Source organism: Arthrobacter sp. NPDC089319 (assembly GCF_040684925.1).
GTDB lineage: Bacteria > Actinomycetota > Actinomycetes > Actinomycetales > Micrococcaceae > Crystallibacter.
Map to the genome: position 1 here is coordinate 21,767 of NZ_JBFBGZ010000001.1, position 25,917 is coordinate 47,683.

Below are 25,917 nucleotides of genomic sequence, written 5' to 3' on the forward strand. Positions count from 1 at the left end.
GCCCGGACTGCCGCGACACCTGCCGCGGGGAAGGGCCGGCACTGGGAGTACCCTGCTGGACGGAGCCCGATCCGCCAGCAAGGAGTGCAGCATGTCCAAACAGCCCAGCGGCGCGCTGCTTTTTGTCCTCACGTGCGCCATGGGCGTGGGCCCGCTGCTCAACTACGGCCTGAGCACCGTCAGCCCGTTGGTCATCGAGGACCTGGACATCAGCGAGGGCCAGTTCGGCCTGCTGGCCACCGCCATCTTCGCCAGCGCCGCGGTATGCAGCATGTGGCTGGGGAAACTCAGTGACCGGATCTCCAACCGGGCCCAGCTGGTGCTGATCTTTGCCGGAACGGCCGTGGCCCTGGTGCTCGCATCGTTGGCCCACAGCTACCTGGTCTTGGTGATCGCAGCGCTGCTGGCCGGTCCCGCCCAGGCCATCTCCAACCCGACCACCAACCGCATCATCATCGCGCAGGTTCCTGCGCACAAGCGGCCCGGCTGGATCGGCGTGAAGCAGTCCGGCGTCCAAGGCAGCCAGCTGTTCGCCGGCCTGTTCTTCCCCATCGTCGCCCTGTGGGCCGGCTGGCAGGGCGCCACCGCGCTGGCCGCCGTGGTCGCCGTCGGGCTGCTGCTCTACGGCCTGCGCAAACTCCCGGAGAACCCCCTCACGACGGCGGTGCACGCCCCGTCCGCAGCCACTGGGCCGCCGCGCGTCACGCCGCCTGGTGCCGACTCCGCCTCGGCCCGGTCCGCGGCAACGCCGAAGGATTCCGGTGCACAGGGCCGGTTCCCGCTCTCGGTCTGGCTGTTCGCCGGCTACTCCCTGCTCGCCGGCCTGGGCATGCAGGCCACCAACGTCTACCTGCCGCTGTTCACCGTCCGGGAACTGGGCTTCAGCCTGGTCATGGGCGGCGTGGCAGCGGGTGTGTCGGGCGTCGTCGGTGTAACCTCCCGCGTGCTGTGGGGGCGGCGGATGGCCAAGGGCGTGCGGGCCTCCACCCTGCTCATCCTGCTGGGGTTCGGCGCGCTCGCCGGGGCGGCTGCCTTCCTCGCGGCGGGCACGCTGGACGTACCGGCACTGCTCTGGCTGGGCGTAATCCTGCACGGCGCCACCGTGCTGGGTGCCAACGTGGTGGTGATGGCCGGCGTGATGCGTGTGGTTCCGGCCCAGCGGGTCGGGGCGGCTTCCGGCATCGTGTCGATGGGAATGTATGCCGGTTTTGCGGCCGGGCCGCTGCTGATGGGACTGCTGCTGGAGGCCACCGGCAACTTCCACATCGGCTGGCTGCTGGTGGGCGCCGGCTACCTGCTCTGCTCAGTGCTGGGGTTCGCCCTGCGCGCCTACGGCAACCGCACCGGCGTCGTTCGCTGAACTACGTCTGGGCCCCGATAGCCTAGGCTGGATGGTTTGTGGCGGTCCGCTGACCGCGGAAAGGGGCATGGTGAAACGACGCGCGCTAGGACGGTCCGGCTTGCAGGTTTCCGAACTCAGCTTCGGGGCCGGCGGCTACTGGGGAATGAAGGCGTTCCCTGAACGGCAGGCCGCGCAGCTGGTCGATCAGGCCCTCGAAGGCGGCATCACCGTCTTCGACACCGGCCCGAACTACAGCCGCGGCAACGCCGAAGAGCGGCTGGGCCGCATCCTCAAGGGCCGGACGGAGAACCTGGTCATCTCCACGAAAGCGGGATCGCACTGGATCAACAACCGCAATGTGAAGGACTACTCGCCCCGGGCGATTGAAAACAGCGTGCACGCCAGCCTGCGGCGGCTGCAGATCGACCACCTGCCGCTGCTGCATTTCCACGGATTCCCGCACCCGGCCGACCCCGCCATCGAAACGGTGCTGAAGCTTAAGGAGCGGGGGACGGTCGGCGCGCTCGGTGTCTCCACCGGCCGCGGCGGAGCCAAGGAAGCGCTGAAGCTGGGCATCTTCGACGCGCTGATGGTGGAGTACAACATCGTGGACCGCTCGCTGGAGGGTCTGATTTCCGAGGCGCAGGAAGCCGGGGTGGGCGTCAAGCTCAAGTCTCCGCTGGCACAGACCCTGTACTCGCGGGACATCTTCAAGATCGGCGGACCCAGCGACGTCTGGTACCTGCTCCGGGCGCTCAAGAACCACCGGCACAAGTTTGTCCAGGGACGCAAATACCGGTTCATCAACGACGTCGACGGCCTCGCCGCCAGCGAGATTGCGCTGGCCTTCGCGCTGAATCATCCGGGAGTCTCCAGCGCCGTCATCGGCACGGTGAAGCCGGGTCATCTCCGCTCCAACCTGCGGGTTCCCCATCTCCAGCTGCCAGCGGATTTGCTCGAACGGATTGAACGGGCCGGATCCCGCTGATGACGCTGCACGGGGACTGACCACGCGCGTCCGCCTCGGGCTGTTTACGGCAGGTAGGCGGAGGCCGTCCAGAGATGGAAGACCGCATAGGCGCGGACCGGGGCCCACGCTTGCCCGATCTCGCGGGCTTGTTTGGCGGTCTTTACCTCGAGGGCCCGTTGCAGCACCAGGTCGCCCTCCGGATACGCGTCGCGGTCGTGCAGCGCGCGCATGGCCAGATACTCGACCGTCCACGGGCCGATGCCGGGCAACGCCAACAAGCGGCGGCGGGTATCGGTGTGGTCGGCGTCAGGGGTGATGCGCAACCCGCCGGCACAGGCTTCGGCCAGGGCCAGGACGGTGCGTGCGCGGGCGTTGGTCAGGCCGACGGCCTCGCGGATGGCATCCGGTCCGGCTGCCGCCAGCGTCTCCGCGGTGGGGAACACGGCCAGGTCGCCAGCCGCGGAGCCGAAGGTGGACACCAGCCGGCCGGTGAAGGTGCGGGCCGCCGCCAGCGACACCTGCTGGCCCACCACGGTGGAAACGGCACCCTCGAAACCGTCCGGACAGCCGAGGATGCGGAGCCCGGGGCGGGCGGCAACCAGCGGGCCGACCACGGCGTCGGCGCCCAACATCGCCGCCACCCGCTCCGGTTCCAGCTCCAGGTCGAGCCAGCCGCGCACCGCCGTCGTTATCTCCGCCAGGATGGCGGCAGAGGTGCTGCCGACCTCGAGGCTGACGGAGTCAGGCGACAGGGTGGCGGTGACCGGCACCGGGCCGGCGCCGGTGTTGAAGAGGCGGCTGCAGGTGCCGGCCGCTGGATCGACCCGCTCGAGGCCGGGTACCGCGTGGGCGGCCAGGGCGGCCAGCGCGGCAGGAGCGTCGAACGGGGGAGCCAGCGGCAGGTTGACCTGCATGGATCAGCGGGCCTTGACCGCCAGGACCGGGCAATCGACGGTCAGCAGGATTTCCTGGGCGGTGCTGCCCAAGATGAGTTTGCCCACCGGAGAGCGCCTGCGCAGGCCGATGACCAGCAGCGAGACAGAGAGTTCGTCGACCAGGTCCACAATCTCCTCCACGGCGTCCTTGCCGCGGACGAACTGCTTGAATTCGCTGTCCAGGCCGGAGTTGTGAAGTTCCTTCTGGACCCATGACGCGTCGTGGGCGTCCGAGAACGACTCGTCCTTGTGCGAGCCGCCGGGGCTGGCGTTGACGACCACCAGCTTCTCGTTGTTCTGGGTGGCCATCTGGATGCCCTTGCTCAGGGCCGCTCGGCCCTCGGGACGCGGTGCGTAGGCAACAAGAATCGTCAACGTGGTCTCCTTACCGGATAACTCCTGCAGTGTCTGGCTTGCGGCCGGGCGGGCACGTCCGGGTCCCGCGAAGCCAGCGGGTGGACCTTATTGTGGCATGCATCTCAGCGTGCGGGCGGATGCATGAAGTGATTGTGAAAGCGCAAGCCTCAGGCCCAGACGCCGGAGGTGCCGCGGCGGTGGCTGTCCACCAGATGGGTGTCGATCATGCCGATGGCCTCCATCAGGGCGAACATGGTGGTGGGCCCGACGAACGCGAAGCCGCGTTTGCGCAGCGCTTTGGACAGTGCGATGGATTCCGGCGACGTGGTCGGTACGTCCCCGATGTGCTTCGGCGACGGTGTGCTCTCCGGCTGGAAGGACCAGACGAAGTCGCTCAAACCGCCTTCCGCCCGCAACTCGATGGTGGCGTTGGCGTTGGTGATGGCGGCGCGGATCTTGGCGCGGTTGCGCACAATACCGGCGTCCTGCATCAACCGTTCGACGTCCTCCTCGGTGAAACCGGCGACGGTGTCCACCTGGAAGTCGTTGAAGGCGCTCCGGAAAGCCGGCCGCTTGCGCAGGATGGTGGCCCAGGACAGCCCGGCCTGGAAACCCTCCAGCGTGATGCGCTCATAGACGCCCTGCTCGCCGCGGACCGGCATGCCCCATTCAGTGTCGTAGTACTCGCGCAGCAGCGGATCCGTGGCGGCCCAGACCGGCCGGGCCAGTCCGTCCTCGCAGAGCACGACGCCGGTAGCGGTTTTCTCCATGGGCCGATTCTCTCCTAGTGCGCCGGGTGGTGTCCTGCTTCTGCTACTGCTCCGATTCACTATTCAGCAACCGCCCTTCCCAGCGCTGAAAAGGGCGGGTGCTGAATAATGAATTGGGTGAGGGGGCCAAGGTGGTGGTAGTTCAGCCCAGACCGGTCACGCGCATGGTCAGGTTGAGTCGGCCTCCGGTCAGCCCGCAGGCGGGGTCGGCGGTGGCCGGGTAGATCTTGGGGACGCCGTGGTAGGCGAACCGGGACGGTCCGCCGAAGACGAACAGGTCCCCGGAACGCAGCCGGAGGTCCGTGTAGGGCTTGGTGCGGGTTTCGGTGTTGCCGAAGCGGAACAGGCAGTCGTCGCCGATACTGAGCGACACCACGGGGAAGTCTGCCTGCTCGTCCTTGTCCTGGTGCATGCCCATCTTGGCGGTGTCGTCGTAGAAATTGATCAGCGCGGCATCCGGCGCGTAATCCCGATCCGCAGCCGGGTCCCGGTAGGCATCGACGAGAGCCCGCCGGCCCCACTCCGCCAGCCAGTCGGGGAAGTCCAGCACGCGCTCGCCGTTCACGTCGTCCGCCGTCCGGGTGTACTTGTACGGCGCCCAGTGCCAGCCCAGGCACAGCGTCCGCACGCTCATCTCGTGCCCGCCCGGCAGCTTGGCCGCCCGGTAGGGGACCGGTCCGCGGCCAAATTCACGGCAGGCTTCGACCAGTTCCCGCTGCTGCTCCACGCTCAGCCAGCCCGGCACATGCACCGCCCCCGGCGCGATCTCGCGGGGACCGGCCGGGGTGTCGCCGAACAGCGTGCTCATGCCGCGGACTCCAGCCCCAGCAAGTAGGCCTTTGCCTCCGGCCCGCCCAGGTAACCGCCGAACGCGCCGTCCGAGCGGAGCACGCGGTGGCAGGGCACGACGACGGGCAGCGGGTTGGTGGCGCAGGCGCTGCCCACGGCGCGGACGGCCTTGGGATTCCCGACGGCGGCGGCCACCTGCGCGTAGCTCTCGGTCCGGCCATACGGGATCTCTGGCAGGTGGTTGAGCACCTCCGCGCGGAATCCCTTGGACAACCGCCGGTCCAGCGGGAGGTCGAAGAGGCGCCGGCTGCCCGCGAAGTATTCGTCCAGCTGCCGGAGGGCCGGCTCCAGCCGGGCCGGCGAGCGCAGGATGCGCGGGCTGATCGTGCCCGCCAGCGCGGCGAGCACGTCATCGTGCTGCTCGCTGGCGAAGGCCACACGGACCAGGCCTTCGTCCGTGGCGACCAGCAGCAGCTTTCCGACCGGGGTGTCGGTGCTGGTGTAGACAAGGTCGACGGCGCCGGCGGCTGCCGCCTCGTGTTCCAGCCGGCCATGCAGTCGCTCCAGCTGGGCCGGGTGGAGGCGGGTCAGCACGTCCAGTTCCTCTCCGGCCACGGTGTCCTGGACCGCGTTTCCATCGGCAGTCATCGGAATGCTCCTTCGCTTGCATCGGGTGCGGCCACGTCCGCGGCGCGCTGACGGCCGCTCCGGTAGAACGCCCGCAGCTTGGCCATGCCATCGGCGGCCGCGCGGCGGACAGCGTCCGGGCTGGAACCGGTGAGTTCGGCGGCCTCGGCGTACCGCAGCCCGGCCAGATAGTGCAGCGCCACGGCTTCACGCTGACGGAGCGGCAGGGCTGCGACGGCCTGGCGCAGCTCGTCGTCGTCTTCTCCGGGCAGGCCCAGCGAGGAGGGCGCTTCGGGCAGGTACTCGGTGGGCGTGGGGGTCCGGGCCCGCCGCCGGATGACGTCGATGGCCTTGCGGTGGGCGATGGTCACCAGCCACGCCTCGTGGTTCGCATCCTGGGGCAACTCAGGGTAGGCCTTGAGCGCGGACAGAAAGGCTTCCGACCACGCGTCTTCGGCATCTGGGCCGGGGCCCAGCACCGTCCGGCAAACGCGCAGCACGGTGGGGCCATGGTCGGTGACCAGCTGCTCGAAGGGTTTCATCTGCACACCCGGTAGACGGCTGCCGGCCCGGCTTCGTGAGGTGGGCATCAGAAGAGCTTGCCGGCTTTCACCTCGGACGGCTCCTCCAGCTCCAGCAGGAACCGCTTGCGTTCCAGCCCGCCGGCGTAGCCGACCAAGGAGCCGTCCGCGCCGACCACCCGGTGGCACGGCACCACAATGGAGATCGGGTTCTTGCCGTTGGCGTGGCCCACTGCCTGCGCCAGATGCACATCGCCCAGGGTGGACGCCAGCTGCCCGTAGGAGCGGGTCTGGCCGTACGGGATCTCCCGCAGTAAAGCCCACACGCGTCGCTTGAAGGGGTCTCCCTGAGGCGCCTGCGGGAGGTCGAAATCCCTGCGCTGGCCGGCGAAATACTCCGCCAGCTGTTCCGTGACCGCTTCGAAGCCGACGGCGGTGCGCTCACCGAACGTCGCAGAGTCCGGCATCCGTTTGTGGCTGGGGAAGTAGAGCGCAGTCAGCGAACCGTCCTCGGCGACGGCCGTCAGCTCCCCGAGCGGGGTATCGATGAGGGTGTGCACGCGGGTCATGGCGCTCCTTCGTCCGCTTCCATTCTCTCCTGTGCAGACGTTTCCGCGCTTCGAAACGTGAGGCTTCGGTTGTTTACTCGGACTCCCGCCGTGCCGCGGCGGCGCGAAGTTCGGCGTTCTTCAGGCGGAGGAAGCTGATCAGCAGGATCAGGATCCACACCACCAGCACAGCCAAGCCGAGCAGGAAAACCACGTACAACACCCCGAGTACCGGATACACCGACATGCCGCGTCCCCTCATCCAGCCGCCGCCCGGTGCGGGGCAATCCGGGCCAGCCTACCGCCGCCTGACTCCCGGAGCGGACGGACACACCAGTCCGGTTGTTACGTCCATCGACACCCGACTTGCTTCAGGGAGCTAATAGTTAGACCATCTAAATATGCAGCATGAACAACTCGAGCTGTCCCGCCAACTGAGGCCGCTGCTGACCCGGATCTACCAGATGGTCCGCCGCCGCAGCCCGGGCTGGGATGTGACCGCCGCGCAGTCGTCGGTGCTGACCACGCTGATGGACAAGGGAAAACTGCGGATGGGCGAACTAGCCGCGCTTGAAGGTGTAAAAATGCCGACCGCCACGAGTGTGGTGGCCGGACTGGTCCGGATCGGTCTGGTGGAGCGGCTGGCCGATCCGAATGACCGGCGCCGCGTTCTGGTGGACCTGACCTCCGACGGGCGCTCGCAGATCGCTGCGCTCGCCGCCGAGCGGGACCAGGAATTTGCCCGCCTGCTGGCAGACCTCCGGCCCGAAGACCGGAACCTGCTGGCCGCCGCCGCGCCGGCCATGTCCCGGCTGCTGGCGGTGGAAGCAGCAAACGGGCTGCCGGCCGAACAATCACCGGCCGAACACTGAGGAGAACAATCATGACCAACGTTGCGGCGCCGCAACAACACGCCAAACTCACCGATGCGCTGAGGTGCCAGCCAAAATCCGTCTGGGTGACCGCCTTCGCCGCGGTCATCACCTTCATGGGCATCGGCCTGGTGGACCCGATCCTCAATGTGATCACCGAGTCACTGGGCGCCGAGCCGTCACAAACCACCCTGCTCTTCGGGTCCTATCTGGGCGTGCAGGTGGTGGCCATGCTGCTGACAGGCATGATGTCCTACCGGTTCGGGGCCAAGCGGACGCTGGTGGCCGGGCTGGTGCTGATCGTCATCGCGGCCGGACTGTGCGCGGCGGCCGGCGACATCGAGACACTGGTCTGGCTCCGCGCACTCTGGGGCCTGGGCAACGCCTTCTTCATCGCCACCGCGCTCTCAGTGATTGTCGGAGCGGCCGCGGGCGGGCAGCAGGGTGCCATCCTGCTCTACGAGGCCGCACTGGGAGTGGGGCTGGCGATCGGTCCGTTGCTCGGCGCCGTGCTGGGCAACATCAGCTGGCGCGGACCGTTCGCGGGAACTGCCATCCTGATGGCCGTCGGTGCCATCCTCTGCGTGAGCATGCTGGAGAAGGACAGAGACAAGTCCGACCGGCAGCCGGTGCGGTTGGTGGACCCGCTGCTGGCACTGCGCAACCGCAGCCTGCTGCTGACCTCGATCGGCTCGGCGTTCTACACCGCAGCCTTCTTCGCGATCATCGCCTGGGCTCCATTCGTGCTGGACGAGGGCGCGTTGTTCATCGGCTTCGTATTCTTCGGCTGGGGCCTGTGCGTGGCCGTGTCCGGCGTTGTTCTGGCACCGAAGGTCGCCGGCTGGCTGGGGGAGCGCGGTGGTGCGATCGCCGCCGTCGTGCTCTATGCGGTGATCCTGCTGGCCATGTCCACCGGCATCAAGTCGGTGGTGGTGGCCGGCGTGGTGGTCTCCGGCATTGTCTCCGGGGTGCTGAATACGCTGTTCACCGGCAGCGCGATGAGTGCCGGTTCCGGACCGCGGGCGGTGAACAGCGCCGGCTACAACTTCATGCGCTGGCTCGGCGGCGCCGCGTCGGCCATCCTCGTGGGGCACGTGGCCGTATGGTTCGGGAACGTTTCCGCCCCGTTCTGGGCGGCGGCTGCCTGCAGCCTGGTGGCCGCCGGCATGCTGCTGCTGCGCAAGCGTGAGGCGCCGGCCGACCCGCACACGGTGCCCGCCGACGCCGCGGCGATCGGGGCGGACTAGCGGATTACGAGTCGAAGCCCATGCCGACCGCATCCATGGCTTTCAGCCAGGGTCCGCGGCGTCCTTGGTTGCGGTCGGCGCGGACCATGGCCGCGGTGGTGAGCTTGACGCCCAGCCAGGCGAGCGGTTCGGGCGGGAACGGCAGCGGCTTCTTCCGCACCAGCTGCAGCCGGGTGCGCTCGGTCGGTTGGCCGGAGAGCAGGTCCAGCATCACGTTGGCGCCGAAGCGCGAGGCCCCTACGCCCAGCCCGGTGAAGCCGGCGCAGTAGGCCACCCGGCCGCCGTACGCGGTCTCGAAGAAGGAAAAGAAACGGCTGCAGGTGTCGATGGCGCCGCCCCATGCGTGGCTGAAGCGGACGTCGGCCAGCTGCGGGAAGGTTGCGTAGAAATGGGCGGCCAGGCGACGGAACGTTTCCGGGCGCTGTTCGTGGCTGTGCCTCAGCGACCGGCCGTAGTGGTAGACGGCGTCGTAGCCGCCGAACAGCATCCGGTCCCGCCCGCCGGCGTCGGTGGTCAGCCGGTAGTAGTGGAACCGGTTGTCATTGTCCGAGAGGCCGAACCGTTCGGCCCAGCCGAGGGCTTCGCGCTGCACGCCGGTGAGCGGCTCGGTCATCAGGGCGTAGTCGTACACCGGGACGGTGTGCGGCCGGGTGCGCGCCAGCAGCGACGGGAAGGCATTGGTTGCCAGCGCCACCCGCCCGGCTGCCACCGAGCCGAAGTCCGTGCGCAGCGCCATCAACCCCGCGCGCCCTGCCACGGAACGGGCCGGGGTGTGTTCATAGATTTCGACGCCGGCGCTCAGGCACGCGTCGCGCAGTCCCCACGCCAGCCTGGCCGGGTGCACCAGCGCCGTCCCCAGACGGTCCCGTAATCCCGCGCGGTAGGCCGGCGAGGCGACCTCCCGCTGCACGGCGGACCGGTCCAGGAACTCCAGCGCCGGGTCTTCGGCGGCTTCCTCCCGGAGCCATGCCACGTGGTGCTCTTCGGTGGCCACCGAGAGTGTTCCGGTCCGCTCGAAACCGGCATCGATTCCGTACCGGACCAGGGTTTGTTCGATCTCGTCCAGGTTCTGCAGGCCCAGCTTGCCCAGCAGTTCGGTCTCCTCCGGCAGATGTTTCTGTCCGTTAGCGCTGCCGTGCGTCAGGCTGGCCTCGCAGAATCCGCCGTTGCGGCCGGAGGCGGCCCAGCCGATCCGGTTGCCCTCCAGCAGCACCACCGAGCGGTCCGGGTCGCGTTCCTTGGCCAGCAGCGCGGTCCACAGGCCGGTGTAGCCGCCGCCGACCACCGCCAGGTCCGCCGTCACCGGGCCACGCAGCGGCGGCAGCGACTCGGGGCGGGAAGGATCGTCCAGCCAATAGGGCGTGGCGGACGCCCCGGCCAGCGCCGCGTCGATCCGGGCGGCGGGGATCTCTTCTTCTGCCCGGTCGTAGAACGTTTTCATGCCCGCACCGCCTGTCGCTCGAACACCGGTTCGCCGGCCACGAACGTCATGTCCGTGCCGACGGTATGCAGTTCCGCCGCCGGCAAGCTGAACGGATCGGCGCTCAGCACCACCAGATCGGCCGGCGCACCGGGAACGATCCGGCCGCCGTCGTCATGGCGGTTCAGCCAGGCCGAGCCGGAGGTGTAGGCCGCCAGTGCTGCCGCCAGGGAAAGCGCCTCGCCCGGCAGCAGCGGTCCGTCCGAGCCGTCGTCGGGGTGGCTGCGGTTGACCGCCACGTGGATGGCCTGCCAGGGATCCGGCGAGGAAACCGGCCAGTCCGAACCCATCGCCAGCCGGGCGCCGGACTCCGCGAGGGAGCGAAACGGGTACTGCCAGCCGGCTCGCTCCTCGCCGATCAACGGCACGGTCAGCTCGCGCATTTGGGCGTCGTTGCAGGCCCAGAGCGCCTGCAGGTTGGCGGTGACGTCCAGTTCGGCGAAGCGGGGCACGTCGGCGGGGTGAATGATCTGCAGGTGCGCCATGTGATGACGCCCGGTGCCGCGGCCGTTGACCCGGCGGGCATGTTCGACGGCGTCCAGCCCGTCGCGCACGGCGCGGTCGCCGATCACGTGGAGATGCAGGTCGAACCCGGCCGCATCCAGCGCCGCCACCACCGCCACCAACACGTCTTTGGGCAGGTAGCTCAGCCCGCGGTCTGCGGAGGCACCGCCGTCGTTCGCTGCCATCCCTTCACAGGCGCACGGCTGAAGATACGGCTCCAGCATGGCCGCCGTCCGGTTCTCCGGCACTCCGTCCACCATGATTTTGGCGCTGGTGGTGCGGAAACCGGCGGCCGCATTCTGCTCCCGCCGCGCGACGAACTCGGCCACCAGATCCGGAACCGACTCCAGCGTGGTGGACCGCGGCACCCAGAGGGCTCCCGCGGCACGGCCGGTCAGCCGGTCCTGCTCCAGCAGCGTCCGGTACGCGGCGCTGGCCTCCGGATAGCCGGCATAGTCGCCCAGGATCGCCTCCTGCCAGCCGGTGACGCCCACCGAGTGGAGGTAGCGCTGGGCTTCCAACAATCCGGCCCGCATCTCCTCGACGGTGGCGCGCGGAATGGCCCGGTTCACCAGGTCCATGGCGCCCTCATGCAGCGTCCCGCTCGGGAAGCCTGCGGCGTCGCGCTCCAGCACTCCGTCCTCGGGATCGGGGGTCGCGGCGTCGAGTCCGGCCAGTTCCAGCGCCCTGGTGTTGACCCAGGCGCTGTGGTGGTCGGCGTTGACCAGATAGACGGGCCGGTCCGGAACCACCGCGTCCAGCACCTCGCGGGTGGGATAGCCGCCCGGAAAATCGGCCTTGTGCCAGCCTCCGCCGGTGATCCAAGCGTTGCCGGGCGTCGAAGAGTCGGGCCCCGCGGATCCGGCTGCGGCGGATGCGGCGTGCGCCAGCACGGCCTCGGCTCCGGAACAGTGTGAGAGGTCGCAGCCCAGCCGTTCCAGCCCCGCCATTACCGCGTGCACATGCGCGTCGGTGAAGCCCGGTGCCAGCAACCGGCCCCGCAGGTCAACGGGCGTGGCATCCGGCCCCGCGGCAGCCCGGACTTCTGCATCGGATCCGACGACGGTGACCACACCGTCCGAGACGGCAACCGCGGTGGCCGCCGGATGCAGGCGCAGGCCATCGAAGATCCTGCCGGAGTGGAAAATCCAACCTGCCGCCATGGCCGCTCCTGGGTCCCCGGCCTGTGCCGGAAATGAACGAGTTTCACTTATGACACAGGGGGCGGAGAACTTTGTCAACGGTTTTCGATCCGGCTCCGTGGTCGGCTCCTGCTGCCGGTGGCGGAAATCCCGGCCCCGGCACGGCAGTGGCGCACCGCCGTCGAAATACGCAACAAAGTAGTTGCTTATTCCAACTGAGCATAGGCTACCCTTACTTTTGTTCGTTCCCCTTTGATTCGAGGAGGCCCCACGTGGGCGTTTCACGCATGCGCGGTCTGGTAGCTGCCGCCGCCGTCGTCCTGTTGTCCCTGACCGCCTGCTCCACCGGCCCCGCCGGCGGAGATTCCGAAGGCGGGCAGTCAGCCGCAGCGACGGACCAGTTCCCGGTCACCGTTGAACATGCGTTCGGTGAGACGGTGATCGAAGAGCAGCCCGAGCGCGTGGCCACCGTATCCTGGGTGAATTCCGATGTGGCCCTGTCCTTGGGCGTGGTTCCGGTCGGCATGCCGAAGGAAGACTGGGGCGGCAATGAGAACGGCTCCACTCCTTGGCGGGACGCCAAGCTGGAGGAGCTCGGCGCGGCGATTGGCACCGAGAACGCGCCCACGCAGTACTCCGAGGTGGACGGAATCGCCTTCGACGAGGTGGCCGAGCTGGCTCCTGACGTCATCCTGGCCGCGTACTCCGGCCTGACCCAGGAGGACTATGACACGCTGAGCAAGATCGCCCCGGTCATCGCCTACCCGGAGACCCCGTACGGCACCGACTGGCAGGACTCCACCCGGATGATCGGCCAGGCGCTGGGCCTGAGCCAGCAGGCCGAGGACCTGGTCGCGGAAACCGAGCAGACCATTGTGGCCAAGGCTTCCGAGTACCCGCAGCTGGCGGGCAAGAGCTTCATCTACGGCAACCTTGAGCCGGCCAAGGGTGACGGCGTCAATGTCTACACAGCCAACGACAACCGGCCGAAGTTCCTGACCAGCATCGGCATGGTGCAGGCGGATGTGGTCACCGACGCCACCAAGGACTCCGGCGAGTTCTTCATCCCGTGGTCCGCAGAGAAGGCCAACGAGCTGGCTTCCGACGTGTTCGTGACCTGGGTCCCGGACGATAAGACCGCGCAGCAGATCACCACCGACCCGCTGCTGGGGCAGATCCCCGCCATCAAGAACGATGCGCTGGTGGCGGACTCGGACAACACCCTGACGCTGTCCATCTCCGCGGCCTCGCCGTTGAGCCTGCCGTGGGCGCTGGACACCTTCCTGCCGATGCTCGGCAAGGCCGCTGACGCGGCGGACGCAGCCAAGTAACTGCCCCGCTTTCCCTTCCAGTACGACGACGGAGGGGCACCCGCCGCGCGGAACTCCGGTTCCTGCGCGGACAGGGTGCCCCTTTCTGTGTCCCGTCGCATACAGTTGCCTGAGACTACCTACCGTGGAAGGGAGTGGCGGTGCGGGAAACCCGCGGGACCAGCCGGGCGCTGTCGGCCGGGGTGCTGATTGCCGGCATTCTGGTGGTGGCCGCCAACCTGCGCCCGGTGCTGACCAGCGTGGGCCCGCTGCTGGACCAGATCGGCGCGGAGACGGGACTGGGCGTTGCCGCCCTGGGCGTGCTGGCCGCGGTGCCGCTGCTGGCCTTCGGCGCGGTGTCCCCGCTGGCCCACGGCCTGAGCGAGAGGTTCGGCGTCGAACGCACGGTCTTCGGTGCCCTGCTGCTGCTGGTGGCGGGCACGTTGCTGCGCCCCATCCCGGGCTCGCTCGCGAACCTGTGGATCGGCACCATGCTGATCGGCGCCGCCATCGCTGTCTGCAACGTGATGCTCCCGGCACTGCTCAAACGCGACTTTCCGGAGCGGATGGCCTCGCTCACCGGAGGCTATTCCGCCGTGCTCGGCGGCTGTGCCTCGCTGGGCGCCGGACTTGCCGTGCCGCTCTCGCTGGTTCCGATCGGCGGCGAACCGGCCGGCTGGCGCTTCGCGCTGACGGCCTTCGTGGTGCTGGCGGTGCCTGCCGTGCTGCTCTGGCTGCCCCGCCTGCGCCGGGGCAGCCGGCCTGCCGGCCAGGCCCGTGAAGCGGCCGCCGCGCCGGCCCTGGTCAGGGGCTCGGTCTGGAAGTCCGGGATCGCCTGGCAGGTGACGCTGTACATGGGCTTGCAGTCCATGATTTTCTACATCCTCATTACCTGGCTGCCCACGCTGGAACGCTTCCACGGCCGCAGCGGGCTGGCGTCCGGCTGGGACCTGATGATGTTCCAGTTGATCGGCGTGGTGTCCAGCCTGATGACGCCCGTGGCGCTCCGCGGGCCGACGCAGCGCCTGGCCGCCTCGGGCCCGCCGCTGCTGGTGCTGGCCGGGGTGCTGGGCATCCTGCTGATGCCCCAGATCATGCTGTTCTGGGTGCTGGTGGCCGGTTTCGGCTGCGGCAGCTCCCTGGTTACCGCGCTCTCGCTCTTCGGCCTGCGCACCCGCACGCACCGCGAAGCGAGCGCCCTCTCCGGGATGGCCCAGTCGATCGGTTATCTGCTGGCCGCGGCGGGTCCGCCGATCTTCGGCGGACTCTTCGCCGCGTCCGGAGCCTGGGCGGCTTCCCTGACCTTGCTCTGCGTCATCGCGGTCCTGCAGGCGGCGACCGGCTTGCTGGTGGGGCGGGACCGCTTCGCCTTCGCCGGCTAGCCCGCGCCGACGATCAGCATGGTGGCCGCGAACACCAGGCCGGAGGCGATCAGGGTGACCATGGTGTAGCCGAGGATGTCCCGCATCTTCAGCCCGGCGATGGCCAGCAGCGGCAGGGCCCAGAACGGCTGGATCATGTTGGTCCACTGATCGCCGTAGGATACGGCCATGATGGCGACGGCGGGGTCCACGTCCAGCCGGGCCGCGGCGTCGAGCATGATGGGGCCCTGGACGGCGAACTGGCCGCCGCCGGACGGGACGAAGAAGTTCACCAGCCCGGCGGAGAGCAGCGCCAACACCCCGAACGTCTGCGGCGTGCTGATGTCCACGAAAAAGTCGGAGAGCACCGTGATCAGCCCGGTGGCGGTCATGATCCCCATGATCCCGGCGTAGAGCGGGAACTGCAGCAGGATGTCGCCCACGTTGGATGCCGCATTCTTGATCAGGGCGATCAGCTCGAACGGGTTGCGTACCAGCAGGAAAATCAGTGCCAGGAAGGACCAGTTGACGATGTCCAGCGTCAGCGTGCCGCCGGTGCCGAAGTGGATGGCCAGATAGGACACCAGTGCCAGCCCGACGAGCAGGGTCAGGATGCGGCTGGCATCGAGCCGGTCCGCCGGGGTGACCACCTCGTCGTCGTAGTCCGCCTCACCGTCGCGGGCATCGATTTCCAGTTCCACGATTTTGTCATCGCCGCGCGGAGCCACGAGGGAGAGCGCCGCACCCACCACAATCACGGTGGCGATGGCGGCCAGGATGTTCCAGAGCGAGAAGGTGGTTTCGCTGACCGGAATGGTACGGCCGATCTGCTCGGCCAGGAAGGAACCTTCCGTCGCGGCGGTCAGCGGGCCGGAACCCGAGTAGCCCATGTGCCAGACCACGAAGCCGGAGAAGGCGGCGGCCACCAACATGGGGAAATGCAGCCGGATGCCCTTGGCCCTCAACTGCGCGGCGACTTCCTTGGCCAGCAGGGCGCCGACCACCAGGCCCAGGCCCCACGTGAGCAGCGACGCCGCGGCCGCCACCACGAAGACGAAGACGTAGGCCTGGATCGGGCCGCGCGGCACACCGCCGAGGAAGGAAAGCAGGCGGCGGACCGGCCGGGTGTTCGCCAGCGTGTGGCCCAGCAGCAGGATCAGCGCCATTTGCGTCATGAAGGACAGCAGGCCGGACAGCCCGTCGCCCCAACCCTGCACTACCTCCACCGGGCTGGAGCTGGTCAGGACCAGAGCCATGATCGCTACGACGACGGTCAGGACTATCGCGAAGACCAGCGCACTGGGGATGAACCGTTCAACGAGGGAGTTGACCGGCCGCATGGCGGCGGAGACCGGATTGGATCGCGTCTTCTGGCTGATGGGGGACATGGCACCTCCTGCTCGGATCCGCAGCCACCTCGCCGCGGATCATCAACGTTTCACCACAGCGTAGGCAACCGCCGCCACGAAACCTAGGTGCCAGGTGCCGGAGGAGCCCTTACATGCCCAAGCGGTACGTCTCCAGCTGCCGGAACCTGCGCTGCAGCGACTCGCGCCGGTGGACGTCCTCGCCGGCGGTGAGTTCGATGTGGCTCCGGCCGAAGCGCCAGAGCAGCAGGTCGTCCAACAGCCGGTCCGGGCCCGGGGAGTAGCGGTGCTCCAGTGCGGCGCGGACATCGGTGATGGTTTCCGGATTCAACAACGCGGCCAGTTCGGTGGTGGTCTTCAGACCGTGCGCGGCCAGCAGTTCCGCCGCCCAGCCCCAGTCGTCGTCGGACTTGCGGTCCACATGCGGCAGCAGGGTCTGCCACACCTCGCGGACCCGGCGGGGCGTCAGCGGTGCCGCGCCTTCGCCCTCTTCGTCCCAGTAGCCGGTGACCGTCTCATACCGCTCGTGCAGTTCGGCAAAGGCCGACTCGACCGCCTCCAACATGGCTGCCGTGGCGGTGAACTGGCGGTCGAAGTAGGGGCTCCAGGCGCGCGGATCCGAGGACTTGAAGCGGATATCGTGCTCGAGTTCGGACCACGCGTGCGACAGGATCGTGCGGATCTGGACCTCGAAGAGGTAGCTGCCGGTGGCGCGGGCCGGTTCGCCCAAGGCCTGCTGGTAGGCCTTGACCGTGTTGTTCTGCAGCGTGCGCAGGATCAGGTGACGGCTGGCGTAGCCATAGGTTCCGGACTCGATCGAGCCGATGTCCTTCTCTCGGTCGGCACGGCAGTCGAAGTCGCTGCGCTGCCGTTTGATCAGCGCCGCGGCCTCCCGGATTTCGTGCGGCAGGCTCACGATCACCCGGACGCCGACCAGATCGTGGATCTCCCGCAGCGGATCGGGGAACTCCAGTGCCGGGGCATCACCCGGTTCGGCTGGCTGCAGCATCCGCGACGCCTTGTCACGGAACGAGTCGACGCTTTTGGTCCGCGCGGTGACGAACAGCGGCGTCAGCTCGGCGGTGCGGAAGATGTCCCGGATGCCCGACTGCAACTGGGACGTGACGGTCGCCAGCGCCGGGCGGACCCGCTCGTACTGCGCGGTGTTGGCCTCCACCTGCGCCCGCAGCCGCTCGTCCAACCGGTCCCAATGAATGCCCATGCGCGCGTGGTTCTCCTGCGGTAGGTGTGTGTGGCTGAAGAACAACCTACCAAGGCCGGCCCCCGAGGGCCGGTACCGGCAGTTCCCCGGTCCGGCCCGCCGAGCCTCAGCCCGCGGTGTGCGCGTCCGCCAGCGTCAGCGCCTCGTCCAGGATGGTCAGGCCGGTCCGGGCGTCCTGGACGCTGATGTTCAGCGGCGGCACCACGTGGATCCGGTTGAAGTTGGCGAACGGCAGCAGCCCACGGGACTTACACGCCGCGATCAGCTCGTTCATCGCCGGGCTGGAGGCGCCGTACGGCGCCAGCGGCTCGCGGGTGGCACGGTTCCGCACCAGCTCCACCGCCCAGAAGGCGCCGACGCCGCGCACTTCGCCGACCGAGTGATGTTTCGCCGCCAGCTCCGCGAGCCCGGGGCCGAACACCTCGGTACCCAGCGAAGCGGCATGCTCCACCATCTGCTCCTCGCGCATCGCGTTGATCGTTGCCACCGCCGCGGCGCAGGCCAGCGGATGTCCGGAGTAGGTCAGGCCGCCCGGATAGACCCGCTCGGCGAAGGTCGAGTAAATCGCCTCGGAGATCGCCACGCCGCCCAGCGGCACGTAGCCGGAGTTCACGCCCTTGGCGAAGGTCAGCAGGTCCGGCACCACGTCCGCATGGTCAATCGCGAACCACTTGCCGGAGCGGCCGAAGCCGGCCATCACCTCGTCGGCGATGAACACGATCCCGTACTTGGTCGCCAGCTCGCGGACACCCTGCAGGTAGCCGGCCGGCGGCACCATGATGCCCGCGGTGCCCGGGATGGACTCCAGCACAATCGCAGCGAAGCGGTCGGCTCCTTCCAGCTGGATGGTGGTTTCCAGATGCTCCAGCGCTCGCTGGCATTCCTGTGCTTCGTCCTCGGCATGGAACTGGCTGCGGTACAGGAACGGGGCATGGAAGTGGACCGTGCCGGCATTCCCGTAGTCGTTGGCCACCCGCCGAGGGTCGCCGGTGATGTTCACGGCCAGCGCGGTGCCGCCGTGGTAGGAGCGGTAGGCGGAGAGCACCTTGTAGCGGCCGGTGTGCAGCCGGGCCATCCGCACCGCATGCTCCACGGCCTCCGCGCCGCCGTTGGTGAAAAAGATCCGGTTCAGGTCGCCGGGGGTCAGCTCGGCGATCAGCCGGGCGGCCTCCGAGCGGGCGGCGTTCACGTGCTGCGGCGCCACGGTGCACAACAGCCCGGCCTGTTCCTGGATCGCTGCCACCACCTTGGGATGTTGGTGGCCGATGTTCGTGTTGACCAGCTGGGAGGAGAAGTCCAGCAGCTTGTTGCCCTCGCCGTCCCAGACCCAGGAGCCCTCCGCCCGGGAAATAACCATGGGCGTGATCAGTTCCTGCGCGGACCAGGAATGGAACACGTGCTGGCGGTCCAACTGGTACGCGCGGCGGCCGGCTTCCAGTTCCTCGGCGCTCAACGCGGTGCCGGTGGTGGTGGTGGTCATCTGACTCTCCTTAAACTACGACGGCGGACGGTTGGCTCGGCGGGCAGCTGCGGCAAGCGCGTGCCGGCCCGGCCGAATCAAGCATTCTGCGGGAAACCCAAGTTGATGCCGCCGTGGCTCGGGTCCAGCCAGCGGGTGGTCACCACCTTGCCGCGGGTGAAGAAGTGCACGCCTTCGGAACCGTGTGCGTGGCTGTCGCCGAACAGCGAGTTCTTCCAGCCGCCGAACGAGTAGTACGCCATCGGCACCGGGATCGGGACGTTGATGCCCACCATACCCACCTGCACCTCGTTCTCGAAGCGGCGGGCGGCCCCGCCGTCGTTGGTGAAAATCGCCGTGCCGTTGCCGTACGGGTTGTTGTTGATCAGCGCCAGCCCCTCATCGTAGCCAGGCACCCGCACCACGGACAGGACCGGCCCGAAGATCTCGTCGGTGTAGATGGACATCTGCGGCGTCACCCGGTCGAACAGCGTCGGGGCCAGGAAGAAGCCATCGCCCTCGGCATCCGGTTCCACGGTGCGACCGTCCAGCACCAGTTCGGCGCCCGCGTCCTCGCCCGCCGAGATGTAGCCGGCCACCTTGTCCCGGTGCGCTGCCGTGACCAGCGGCCCCATGTCCGTGCCGCGCATGCCGTCGCCCACGCGCAGCTTCGCCGTGCGTTCAGCGATCTTGGCCACCAGTTCATCGGCGACCGATTCCACCGCTACCACCGCGGAAATCGCCATGCAGCGCTCGCCGGCGGAGCCGTAGCCGGCGTTGACCGCGGCGTCAGCGGCCAGGTCCAGGTCCGCATCTGGCAGCACCAACATGTGGTTCTTCGCCCCGCCCAGCGCCTGCACCCGCTTGCCGGAGGCCGTGCCGCGCTCGTAGACGTAGCGGGCGATCGGCGTCGAACCGACGAAGGAAACGGACTTGATTTCCGGATGCTCCAGCAGCGCGTCCACCGACTCCTTGTCACCGTGCACCACATTGAACACGCCGTCCGGCAGCCCGGCCTCCTTCCACAGCTCGGCCAGCCAGGTGGCCGCCGTCGGGTCCTTCTCGCTCGGCTTGAGCACCACCGTGTTGCCGGCGGCGATGGCCACCGGGAAGAACCACATGGGCACCATCGCCGGGAAGTTGAACGGGGAGATGATCGCCGCCGGCCCCACCGGCTGCCGCAGCGAATGGACATCCACCTTGGTGGAAGCATTCTCCGTGTAGCCGCCCTTGAGCATGTGCGGGATGCCGCAGGCGAACTCCACCACCTCCAGCCCGCGCGACACCTCGCCCAGCGCGTCGTCCAGCACTTTGCCGTGCTCGGCCGTGATGATCGCGGCGAGCTCGCCCTTGCGGGCGTTCAGCAGTTCGCGGAAGGTGAAGAGGATCTGCACCCGGCGCGCCAGCGACGTGTCCCGCCACGCCGGAAACGCTGCCGCCGCTGCGTGCACCGCTTGATCGACGACGGCGGTGCTCGCCAGGGCCACGCGGGAGGAGACCTTGCCGGTGGCCGGGTTGGTCACCTCGCCCAGCCGGCTGTCCGGATCAGGATTAACGTAGCTGCCGTCGATCCAGTGCTGGATGGTCTGCATGGTGCTCCTCGGATAGCGGGGGTTTTATTCATCGTCCAGCACCACGCCCGGACCGCACCACTGACACCCTGTCGGAAGTACGCCGGTGCGGTTTACATTGTGTAGCCCCACCGATCAGTAACGCCGAGGCGCCCTGGATCGGCTGGGAATAACCGATCCAGGGCGCCCATGGCGGAGTCAGCGCTTGTGGAAGATGCTCACGTCCTCGTTTCCGATGAGGTCGGGGACGGTCCAACCATCGAGGTCGTATTCGGCCATGCAGGCCTCCGCCATGCCCTTCATCGACGCAGTGGTGCCGTTGGCCTCGGCGAGCATGAGCGTCTCCAGCTTGACTGCTTCGTGATTGCCCGCATAGTTGCGCTCGTAGAGTTCGTGCCGGCCGCCGAACTCGGTGCCGATCGCGTCCCACAAGAGTTTCATGAGCTTGACGCGGTCAACGGCCTGGACGCCCTCGGAGCCGCGGATGTACTTGTCAAGGTACGGGCGGATCTCGGGGGTCTTGAAGTCGAGTGCGCTGGAATTAAGGTAGATGAGGCCGGAGGCGACGTCCTGCTCAATGATTTCTTTGATCCTCGGGTAGCCCACCGACATGAACATGCGGTAGGCCATGGCGTAGTCGACCTTGGGCAGGACCGTGCCGTTGGGACCCGCGTCCGGGTTGAGCGCCATCCCGTCGGCGAGAGCGTAGAACATGTTGCGCCAGCCGATCACCTCGCCGGCCCGCGTCTGCACGCCCCGAAAGTCTTTGGTGCCCGTAATCTCGAGCGCCTTGAGGAGCAGGCCTGCGATGAAGTCGAGCTTAACGGCTAGGCGGATGACGCCCTGGAACGAGAAGCGGTTGAGGAAGCCGGTCGCCGGGGTGAAATTGTTCATCTTCTCGACGTCGCCGTAGGAGAAGACGTTTTCCCACGGAACGAGCACGTTGTCGAAGACGAATACGGCGTCATTCTCGTCGAGTCGCGAGGAGAGCGGATAGTCGAACGGAGTGCCCATAACAGCGGCCTGATGCGAGTAAGAGGCGCGGGAGATGAGCTTGACGCCCGGCGCGTCCATCGGGACCGTGCAGATGAGTGCGAACTCCTTGCGTTTGATCGGCAGGCCGTAGTGGGCGATGAAGTTGTACTGCGTGATGGCTGAGCCGGTGGCAACCACCTTTGCGCCGGAGACGATGAGTCCGGCGTCCGTCTCCTTCTGCACCTTCATGAACACGTCGCCGGCCTGCTCCGGCGGAAGGTGGCGATCCACCGGCGGGTTCACGATCGCGTGGTTCCAGTAGAGAACCTTCTCCTGGGACTCCTTGTACCACCGGCTGGCATTCGCTTGGTACGGCTCGTAGTACTCGGGGTTGCCGCCGAGCGTGCCGAGGAATGAACCCTTGTAGTCCGGCGAGCGGCCGAGCCACCCGTAGGACATCCGCGCCCAAGTCTCGATTGCGGTGCGCGAGGCCTTGAGGTCCTCGACGCTGCGGGCGGCCTTGAAGAAGGGGTGGGTCTGACCGCCCGAACCTGTGTCGGTCGGCACCAGCAGCTTGTCCGCCGTCTCCTCGCGGTGGAAGGCGTCGTAGAGACGGGCGACCATGCGCACCGAGTTGCGGAAGGCCGGGTGGGTTGTGACGTCCTTGACGCGCTCGCCGTATATCCACACTTCGCGGCCATCGCGGAGCGACTCGATGTATTCGTCGCCGGTTTGCGGCTTGAGCGGGTTCGCCGGTGTGGTGCGGGCACTCATGTCGGATTCTGTGGCGGTGGGCTGGTCGAGGATGTCAGTCATGGTGTATTTCCTTTCGGCGGCCTCGGCCGCGGGGCCGTGGCGTGGATGGGTCGATTGCGGAACGCTCAGGCGGATGCGAGTGCGGGAAAGGATGTGAAGTGGGCCCCGTGGCCGTCGCCGCAGAAATCCCACGGCGCGCCTCCGACGAGGCCACCCAGGTGGTGGAATTTTCCGCCGAAGAAGAGCAGCGGGGGTACCGGCGTAACGTCAAGTGCCGCGACCTCGCCGATGACGATGAGATGATCGCCGCCGTCGTAGACGTTCCACGGCCGGCATTCGAGCGTCGCCGTGTTGCCCGCAAGTACCGGGACGCCGGTGACGCTCTTGCCCCAAACGGGTCCGCCCTTCATCGGGCGACCGGCGAAATGGAGGCAGGTGTCCTGCTGCCCGAGGCTCAGGACATTGATCGCGAACGGTTGCCCCACCACGCAGTCGGCGAGCTTTGATTCGCGCATGAGGGTGACTTGCGCGAGCGGCGGGTCCAAGGAGACCGAAGTGAATGCGCTGACGGTGGCGCCATGGGTCTCGCCGTCGTCATTCTGGGTGGTGACAACCGTGACGCCGGTGCCGAAGCGCCCGAAGGCGTGCCGCAGCTCCTTTGGGTCGATGGGGGAGGTAATCATGTCGGGTTCTCCTCGTGTGGTCCGGTCTCTCTGCCAACGTCACACGAGTGTTCCACGTCACATTTGCTGCCCGGGGCATTCCTGCGGCATCTGTCCGCGGGCTGCAAAAAAGTGTCCGGGGAGTACAAAAACCGACCGAAAGCCGTCCCCGCAGCTGCCGCAAATACTTGGCGCCATCAACGGAGAGGTCAATGCGGCAGGGCCAGTCCGTCCGTGCATGCGTCACGACGGGCGTTGAGCGGCGTCGTGCCGAAATGACCTTTGAAGACACGCGTGAAGTAGGCCTGCGAGGTGAATCCGCAGCGGACCGCGATGGCCCCGATCGGCGTCTTCGCCTCCACGGGGTCCGCGAGAAGCGCTGCGGCGTGCTCAAGCCGCCGAGCCAGAACGTAGGCGCCGGGAGGCTTCCCGGCCTCCACGAAAACGCGCGTGAGGTGCCGCTCGCTGATACCCACCGCCTGGGCGATCTGGGCGGGGCACAGATTTGGATCGCCAAGGTGGTCTTGGATGAAGCATCTGGCTGCGGCGAGGTAGCCCTCGGGCATGCCTGCTCCCGACCCGGCAACCAGAAGGCGCAGCAGCTCGATGGCCGAGCCCTCGACCGTCACCGGATCCAAGGCGGTCGATGGCGCCGGGTCAGCATCGCTGCCCATTGCCGCCGCGAGGGTGTTCCGGACGAGCCTCGCGAGCGCGAGCATGTGCCGGTTCGCGGGACCTGTTTCCCGGAAGTCGAAGACGACTGGCTTGGTAGGGGGTTTGCCGCCCGAGAGGGCAAGGTATTCGTCACGCGGGATGGTCAGGACCATTTCCTCGACCCCGCCGTGGAATCCGCGCATGAAAGGCTGGTCGGCGTCGTAGATGACTGCTTGGCCCGGGCGCAGCGTCTCGAAGCCGCCGGGGTAGTAGAAGAACGCCTCGCCCTTGAGCGCAAAGAAAACGCCGACCACATCCATGGGGTGCTTCCGGATATACCTCTCGTTGCGCTCAATGACCTGGGCACTCCCGCGGACTTGGGCGAGCCGAAGCGATGGGAAATGCAGGTTGATCTCTGCAGCCGTGAGCGGGGACTCGTCCATGGTCCGGATGTCGAGGGCAATGAGCGCCTTGGAATTGTGGATCGACCAGAGCTCCATCCGGCTGGGCTGTGGAATCCCCTGGGTCGAGAACTGGAGCGAGCGGGGGGTAGAAGACGGAGACATCGTTGGTCCTTCCAGCTTCGAGCGGCGCTGCCCGGGAACGGTGGGACGGTGTCGGGGGAGCTGCCCCGACTGGCCAGGATGCAGGGGTGGTACTCAGTGAGACAGGACTCGGCCAGCCGGGAAAGGCTTGCCTTCCACTCAGCAGAAGCGTTCTGACGGAGGCTTGGCAACACCCGCGTTCCCGGCAATGTGGCTGACATCCTGTTCCCAAAAACCGGATACGGCTTACACTGTGTCAATGCAATTGACCGTCAGGGACGTCCTTGAGCTGGAGGTGGTGCGCGCCGGCGAACCGGAAGTGCTAGCCGGAGCGGACTCGCTCGCCGCCCCGGTTCGCTGGGTACATGTGGCCGAGCTGAAAAGCCTGGCCGGTCTGCTGGAAGGCGGCGAGCTGGTGCTCACCACCGGCCTGGCGTTCGAGGACTCCGCTGCTGAAGCCGGGCGCTACCTCGCCGAGCTGACAGCGGCCGGGGCGGCCGGCGTCGTCGTCGAAATTACCTCCGATCGGCCCCAAACTGCTGCCGCATTGCGCCAAGCCGCCCGCAATGCCCTGCTGCCGGTGATCCTGCTGGCCCAGCGAATCCGATTTGTTGAGGTTACCGAAGTGGTGCACCGCCTGCTGGTGACCAGCCAGCTGGCGCAGCTGGAACGGTCGCGGCAGGTGCACGAGGTCTTCACCAACCTCAGCCTGGAGAATGCGCCACCGGAGCAGATTGTGCACCGCGCTGCTGAGCTGCTCGGTGCACCGGTGGTGCTGGAAGACGTGGCGCACATGGTGCTGGCGTTCGCGACGTCCGGTGTGCCCGCACCGGAACTGCTGGCAGATTGGACGGATCGCTCTCGGCTGGTGCACTACCGCGAGGAAACGACGCATGCCGGTACGGAAGGCTGGCTGCAGACTCCGGTGGGCCTGCGTGGTCAACGCTGGGGCCGTCTGGTGGTGCCCGCGGACGCTCGGGTCCCCGCCGTCGGCCACTCCGGACCGGACCTCCACACCGATGCCGGAGCTGCCATGGTGCTGGAACGGGCCGGCCAGGCGCTGACCATCAACCGGATGGCCGAACGGGACCAGCGCGAACTCGGCCATCAAGCGCGCGCCGGATTGCTGCATGAACTCCGCCGGCCCGGAGCCCTTGAAGAGAGCGACGCCGTGACTCGGGCGGCGGCACTGGGGCTGCTACCCGCTCCCGACTACCTGCCAGTGGTCTTCCGGCTCGTAAAGCAGCCAGGCGAGGAACCGATAGAGCTGCAGCGGCGCGAGCGGGCGCTGCTGGAACTGCTGCAGCGGGTACTGGCGGGCGCGCGGGTCTCCGGGCTGCCTGCCAGCCTGCAGTCCGGAACCATCGGATTGCTGGTCGGCCTGCCCGCCCGGCAGCTTGAGGACCCGGTGCTGGAGCGGCTGTGCGGGCAACTGGCCGAGCATGCTGTCATCGACTGGACAGTTGGCGTTGGCCGCGGCCGGCCGGACCTGCTGGCTGCCGCGGCAGGGCTCGACGAAGCCGCGCACGTGGCCGAATCCGCGGCGGGGCTTGGCTCCGCCGCCGGGCTCGGCGCCGGCCGGCGGTTCTACCGATCGGCCGATGTCCGGCTGCGCGGACTGCTCTCCATGCTGCGCGACGATCCGCGCGCGGCCGCCTTCGCGGACGCCGAACTCGCCCCCATTGCCCGGGACGCCGAAGCCCTCGACCTGCTCCTGCACTACCTGGAATCCGGAGGGAACAAGGCTCAGCTGGCCCGTAACGGCTACCTCAGCCGCCCCACGCTTTACGCCAAGCTGGCGCGGCTGCAGGAGAAGCTGGGCGTCCCGCTCGACGACGCCGAGTCGCGGACTTCGCTCCACGTTGCGCTGCTGCTGCACAAGCTGCGCAGCTAACCAACGCGGGCACCCATCCCACCCGGGGCCGCCCGCG

At 68.0% G+C, this 25,917-nt stretch carries 24 protein-coding genes; 7 read left to right on the forward strand and 17 right to left on the reverse strand.

Annotation, left to right across the window (positions count from 1 at the left end):
* Positions 1 to 91: 91 nt before the first annotated feature.
* The gene (locus AB0N75_RS00105; RefSeq protein ID WP_364643381.1) at positions 92 to 1,360 is read left to right on the forward strand and encodes an MFS transporter; all 1,269 of its coding nucleotides are present in this window, start codon (positions 92 to 94) and stop codon (positions 1,358 to 1,360) included.
* 100 nt (positions 1,361 to 1,460) lie between these two features.
* Positions 1,461 to 2,330 (forward strand): aldo/keto reductase, encoded by an 870-nt coding sequence (locus AB0N75_RS00110; RefSeq protein WP_364643384.1) that lies wholly within the window; start codon positions 1,461 to 1,463, stop codon positions 2,328 to 2,330.
* A gap of 44 nt (positions 2,331 to 2,374) precedes the next feature.
* Here the strand turns inward: AB0N75_RS00110 and AB0N75_RS00115 are convergent, their stop codons facing one another.
* The 8 genes from AB0N75_RS00115 to AB0N75_RS00150 form a co-directional block, all read right to left on the reverse strand.
* Positions 2,375 to 3,226 carry an AlkA N-terminal domain-containing protein gene (locus AB0N75_RS00115; RefSeq protein WP_364643387.1) on the reverse strand — a complete coding sequence of 284 codons (852 nt, stop codon included), beginning with the start codon at positions 3,224 to 3,226 and terminating at the stop codon, positions 2,375 to 2,377.
* Between the two features lie 3 nt (positions 3,227 to 3,229).
* Entirely contained in the window at positions 3,230 to 3,622 is a 393-nt protein-coding gene (locus AB0N75_RS00120; RefSeq protein ID WP_364643390.1) for a universal stress protein, read from the reverse strand.
* 149 nt (positions 3,623 to 3,771) lie between these two features.
* A complete protein-coding gene (locus AB0N75_RS00125) occupies positions 3,772 to 4,374 on the reverse strand; it encodes a DNA-3-methyladenine glycosylase I (protein WP_364643393.1) in 603 nt (200 codons plus the stop codon).
* A gap of 142 nt (positions 4,375 to 4,516) precedes the next feature.
* Positions 4,517 to 5,182, reverse strand: a complete 666-nt coding sequence (locus AB0N75_RS00130; protein WP_364643396.1) for an alpha-ketoglutarate-dependent dioxygenase AlkB — start codon at positions 5,180 to 5,182, stop codon at positions 4,517 to 4,519.
* Entirely contained in the window at positions 5,179 to 5,811 is a 633-nt protein-coding gene (locus tag AB0N75_RS00135; RefSeq protein ID WP_364643399.1) for a methylated-DNA--[protein]-cysteine S-methyltransferase, read from the reverse strand. The genes AB0N75_RS00130 and AB0N75_RS00135 overlap by 4 nt, the downstream gene beginning before the upstream one ends.
* Positions 5,808 to 6,380 carry a sigma-70 family RNA polymerase sigma factor gene (locus tag AB0N75_RS00140; RefSeq protein WP_364643402.1) on the reverse strand — a complete coding sequence of 191 codons (573 nt, stop codon included), beginning with the start codon at positions 6,378 to 6,380 and terminating at the stop codon, positions 5,808 to 5,810. Before AB0N75_RS00140 ends, AB0N75_RS00135 begins: the two co-directional genes overlap by 4 nt.
* Positions 6,380 to 6,880, reverse strand: coding sequence for a methylated-DNA--[protein]-cysteine S-methyltransferase (locus AB0N75_RS00145; RefSeq protein ID WP_364643404.1), 501 nt, complete (start codon positions 6,878 to 6,880; stop codon positions 6,380 to 6,382). The genes AB0N75_RS00140 and AB0N75_RS00145 overlap by 1 nt, the downstream gene beginning before the upstream one ends.
* A 73-nt stretch (positions 6,881 to 6,953) precedes the next feature.
* Entirely contained in the window at positions 6,954 to 7,106 is a 153-nt protein-coding gene (locus AB0N75_RS00150) for a hypothetical protein (RefSeq protein ID WP_364643407.1), read from the reverse strand.
* Between the two features lie 154 nt (positions 7,107 to 7,260).
* Between AB0N75_RS00150 and AB0N75_RS00155 the strand changes: the two genes are divergently transcribed.
* Positions 7,261 to 7,731 (forward strand): MarR family transcriptional regulator, encoded by a 471-nt coding sequence (locus tag AB0N75_RS00155; protein ID WP_364643410.1) that lies wholly within the window; start codon positions 7,261 to 7,263, stop codon positions 7,729 to 7,731.
* Between the two features lie 11 nt (positions 7,732 to 7,742).
* The gene (locus AB0N75_RS00160) at positions 7,743 to 8,978 is read left to right on the forward strand and encodes an MFS transporter (protein ID WP_364643413.1); all 1,236 of its coding nucleotides are present in this window, start codon (positions 7,743 to 7,745) and stop codon (positions 8,976 to 8,978) included.
* Between the two features lie 4 nt (positions 8,979 to 8,982).
* Here the strand turns inward: AB0N75_RS00160 and AB0N75_RS00165 are convergent, their stop codons facing one another.
* Both AB0N75_RS00165 and AB0N75_RS00170 read right to left on the reverse strand, forming a co-directional pair.
* Positions 8,983 to 10,419, reverse strand: coding sequence for an FAD-dependent oxidoreductase (locus AB0N75_RS00165; protein ID WP_364643416.1), 1,437 nt, complete (start codon positions 10,417 to 10,419; stop codon positions 8,983 to 8,985).
* Positions 10,416 to 12,125, reverse strand: a complete 1,710-nt coding sequence (locus AB0N75_RS00170; RefSeq protein WP_364643418.1) for an amidohydrolase — start codon at positions 12,123 to 12,125, stop codon at positions 10,416 to 10,418. Before AB0N75_RS00170 ends, AB0N75_RS00165 begins: the two co-directional genes overlap by 4 nt.
* A 266-nt stretch (positions 12,126 to 12,391) precedes the next feature.
* Here AB0N75_RS00170 and AB0N75_RS00175 point away from each other — a divergent pair, with 266 nt between their 5' ends.
* Entirely contained in the window at positions 12,392 to 13,435 is a 1,044-nt protein-coding gene (locus AB0N75_RS00175; RefSeq protein WP_364644752.1) for an iron-siderophore ABC transporter substrate-binding protein, read from the forward strand.
* Positions 13,436 to 13,575: 140 nt separating this feature from the next.
* Positions 13,576 to 14,796 carry an MFS transporter gene (locus AB0N75_RS00180; protein ID WP_364643421.1) on the forward strand — a complete coding sequence of 407 codons (1,221 nt, stop codon included), beginning with the start codon at positions 13,576 to 13,578 and terminating at the stop codon, positions 14,794 to 14,796.
* Here the strand turns inward: AB0N75_RS00180 and AB0N75_RS00185 are convergent.
* The 7 genes from AB0N75_RS00185 to AB0N75_RS00215 form a co-directional block, all read right to left on the reverse strand.
* The gene (locus tag AB0N75_RS00185; protein WP_364643424.1) at positions 14,793 to 16,163 is read right to left on the reverse strand and encodes a TIGR00366 family protein; all 1,371 of its coding nucleotides are present in this window, start codon (positions 16,161 to 16,163) and stop codon (positions 14,793 to 14,795) included. The two genes, AB0N75_RS00180 and AB0N75_RS00185, sit on opposite strands and share 4 nt — an antisense overlap.
* 109 nt (positions 16,164 to 16,272) lie before the next feature.
* Positions 16,273 to 17,364, reverse strand: a complete 1,092-nt coding sequence (locus AB0N75_RS00190; protein WP_364643427.1) for a RelA/SpoT domain-containing protein — start codon at positions 17,362 to 17,364, stop codon at positions 16,273 to 16,275.
* A 106-nt stretch (positions 17,365 to 17,470) separates the two neighbouring features.
* Entirely contained in the window at positions 17,471 to 18,844 is a 1,374-nt protein-coding gene (locus AB0N75_RS00195) for an aspartate aminotransferase family protein (protein ID WP_364643430.1), read from the reverse strand.
* Between the two features lie 77 nt (positions 18,845 to 18,921).
* Positions 18,922 to 20,415 (reverse strand): CoA-acylating methylmalonate-semialdehyde dehydrogenase, encoded by a 1,494-nt coding sequence (locus tag AB0N75_RS00200; RefSeq protein WP_364643432.1) that lies wholly within the window; start codon positions 20,413 to 20,415, stop codon positions 18,922 to 18,924.
* A gap of 177 nt (positions 20,416 to 20,592) precedes the next feature.
* Positions 20,593 to 22,185, reverse strand: coding sequence for a 4-hydroxyphenylacetate 3-hydroxylase N-terminal domain-containing protein (locus AB0N75_RS00205; protein WP_364643435.1), 1,593 nt, complete (start codon positions 22,183 to 22,185; stop codon positions 20,593 to 20,595).
* A gap of 65 nt (positions 22,186 to 22,250) precedes the next feature.
* Positions 22,251 to 22,808: a flavin reductase family protein gene (locus AB0N75_RS00210; RefSeq protein WP_364643438.1), complete on the reverse strand. Its 558-nt coding sequence runs from the start codon at positions 22,806 to 22,808 to the stop codon at positions 22,251 to 22,253.
* A gap of 188 nt (positions 22,809 to 22,996) precedes the next feature.
* Positions 22,997 to 24,007 (reverse strand): AraC family transcriptional regulator, encoded by a 1,011-nt coding sequence (locus AB0N75_RS00215; RefSeq protein ID WP_364643441.1) that lies wholly within the window; start codon positions 24,005 to 24,007, stop codon positions 22,997 to 22,999.
* A gap of 238 nt (positions 24,008 to 24,245) precedes the next feature.
* Between AB0N75_RS00215 and AB0N75_RS00220 the strand changes: the two genes are divergently transcribed.
* Positions 24,246 to 25,880 carry a PucR family transcriptional regulator ligand-binding domain-containing protein gene (locus AB0N75_RS00220; protein ID WP_364643444.1) on the forward strand — a complete coding sequence of 545 codons (1,635 nt, stop codon included), beginning with the start codon at positions 24,246 to 24,248 and terminating at the stop codon, positions 25,878 to 25,880.
* The last annotated feature ends 37 nt before the right edge of the window (positions 25,881 to 25,917 follow it).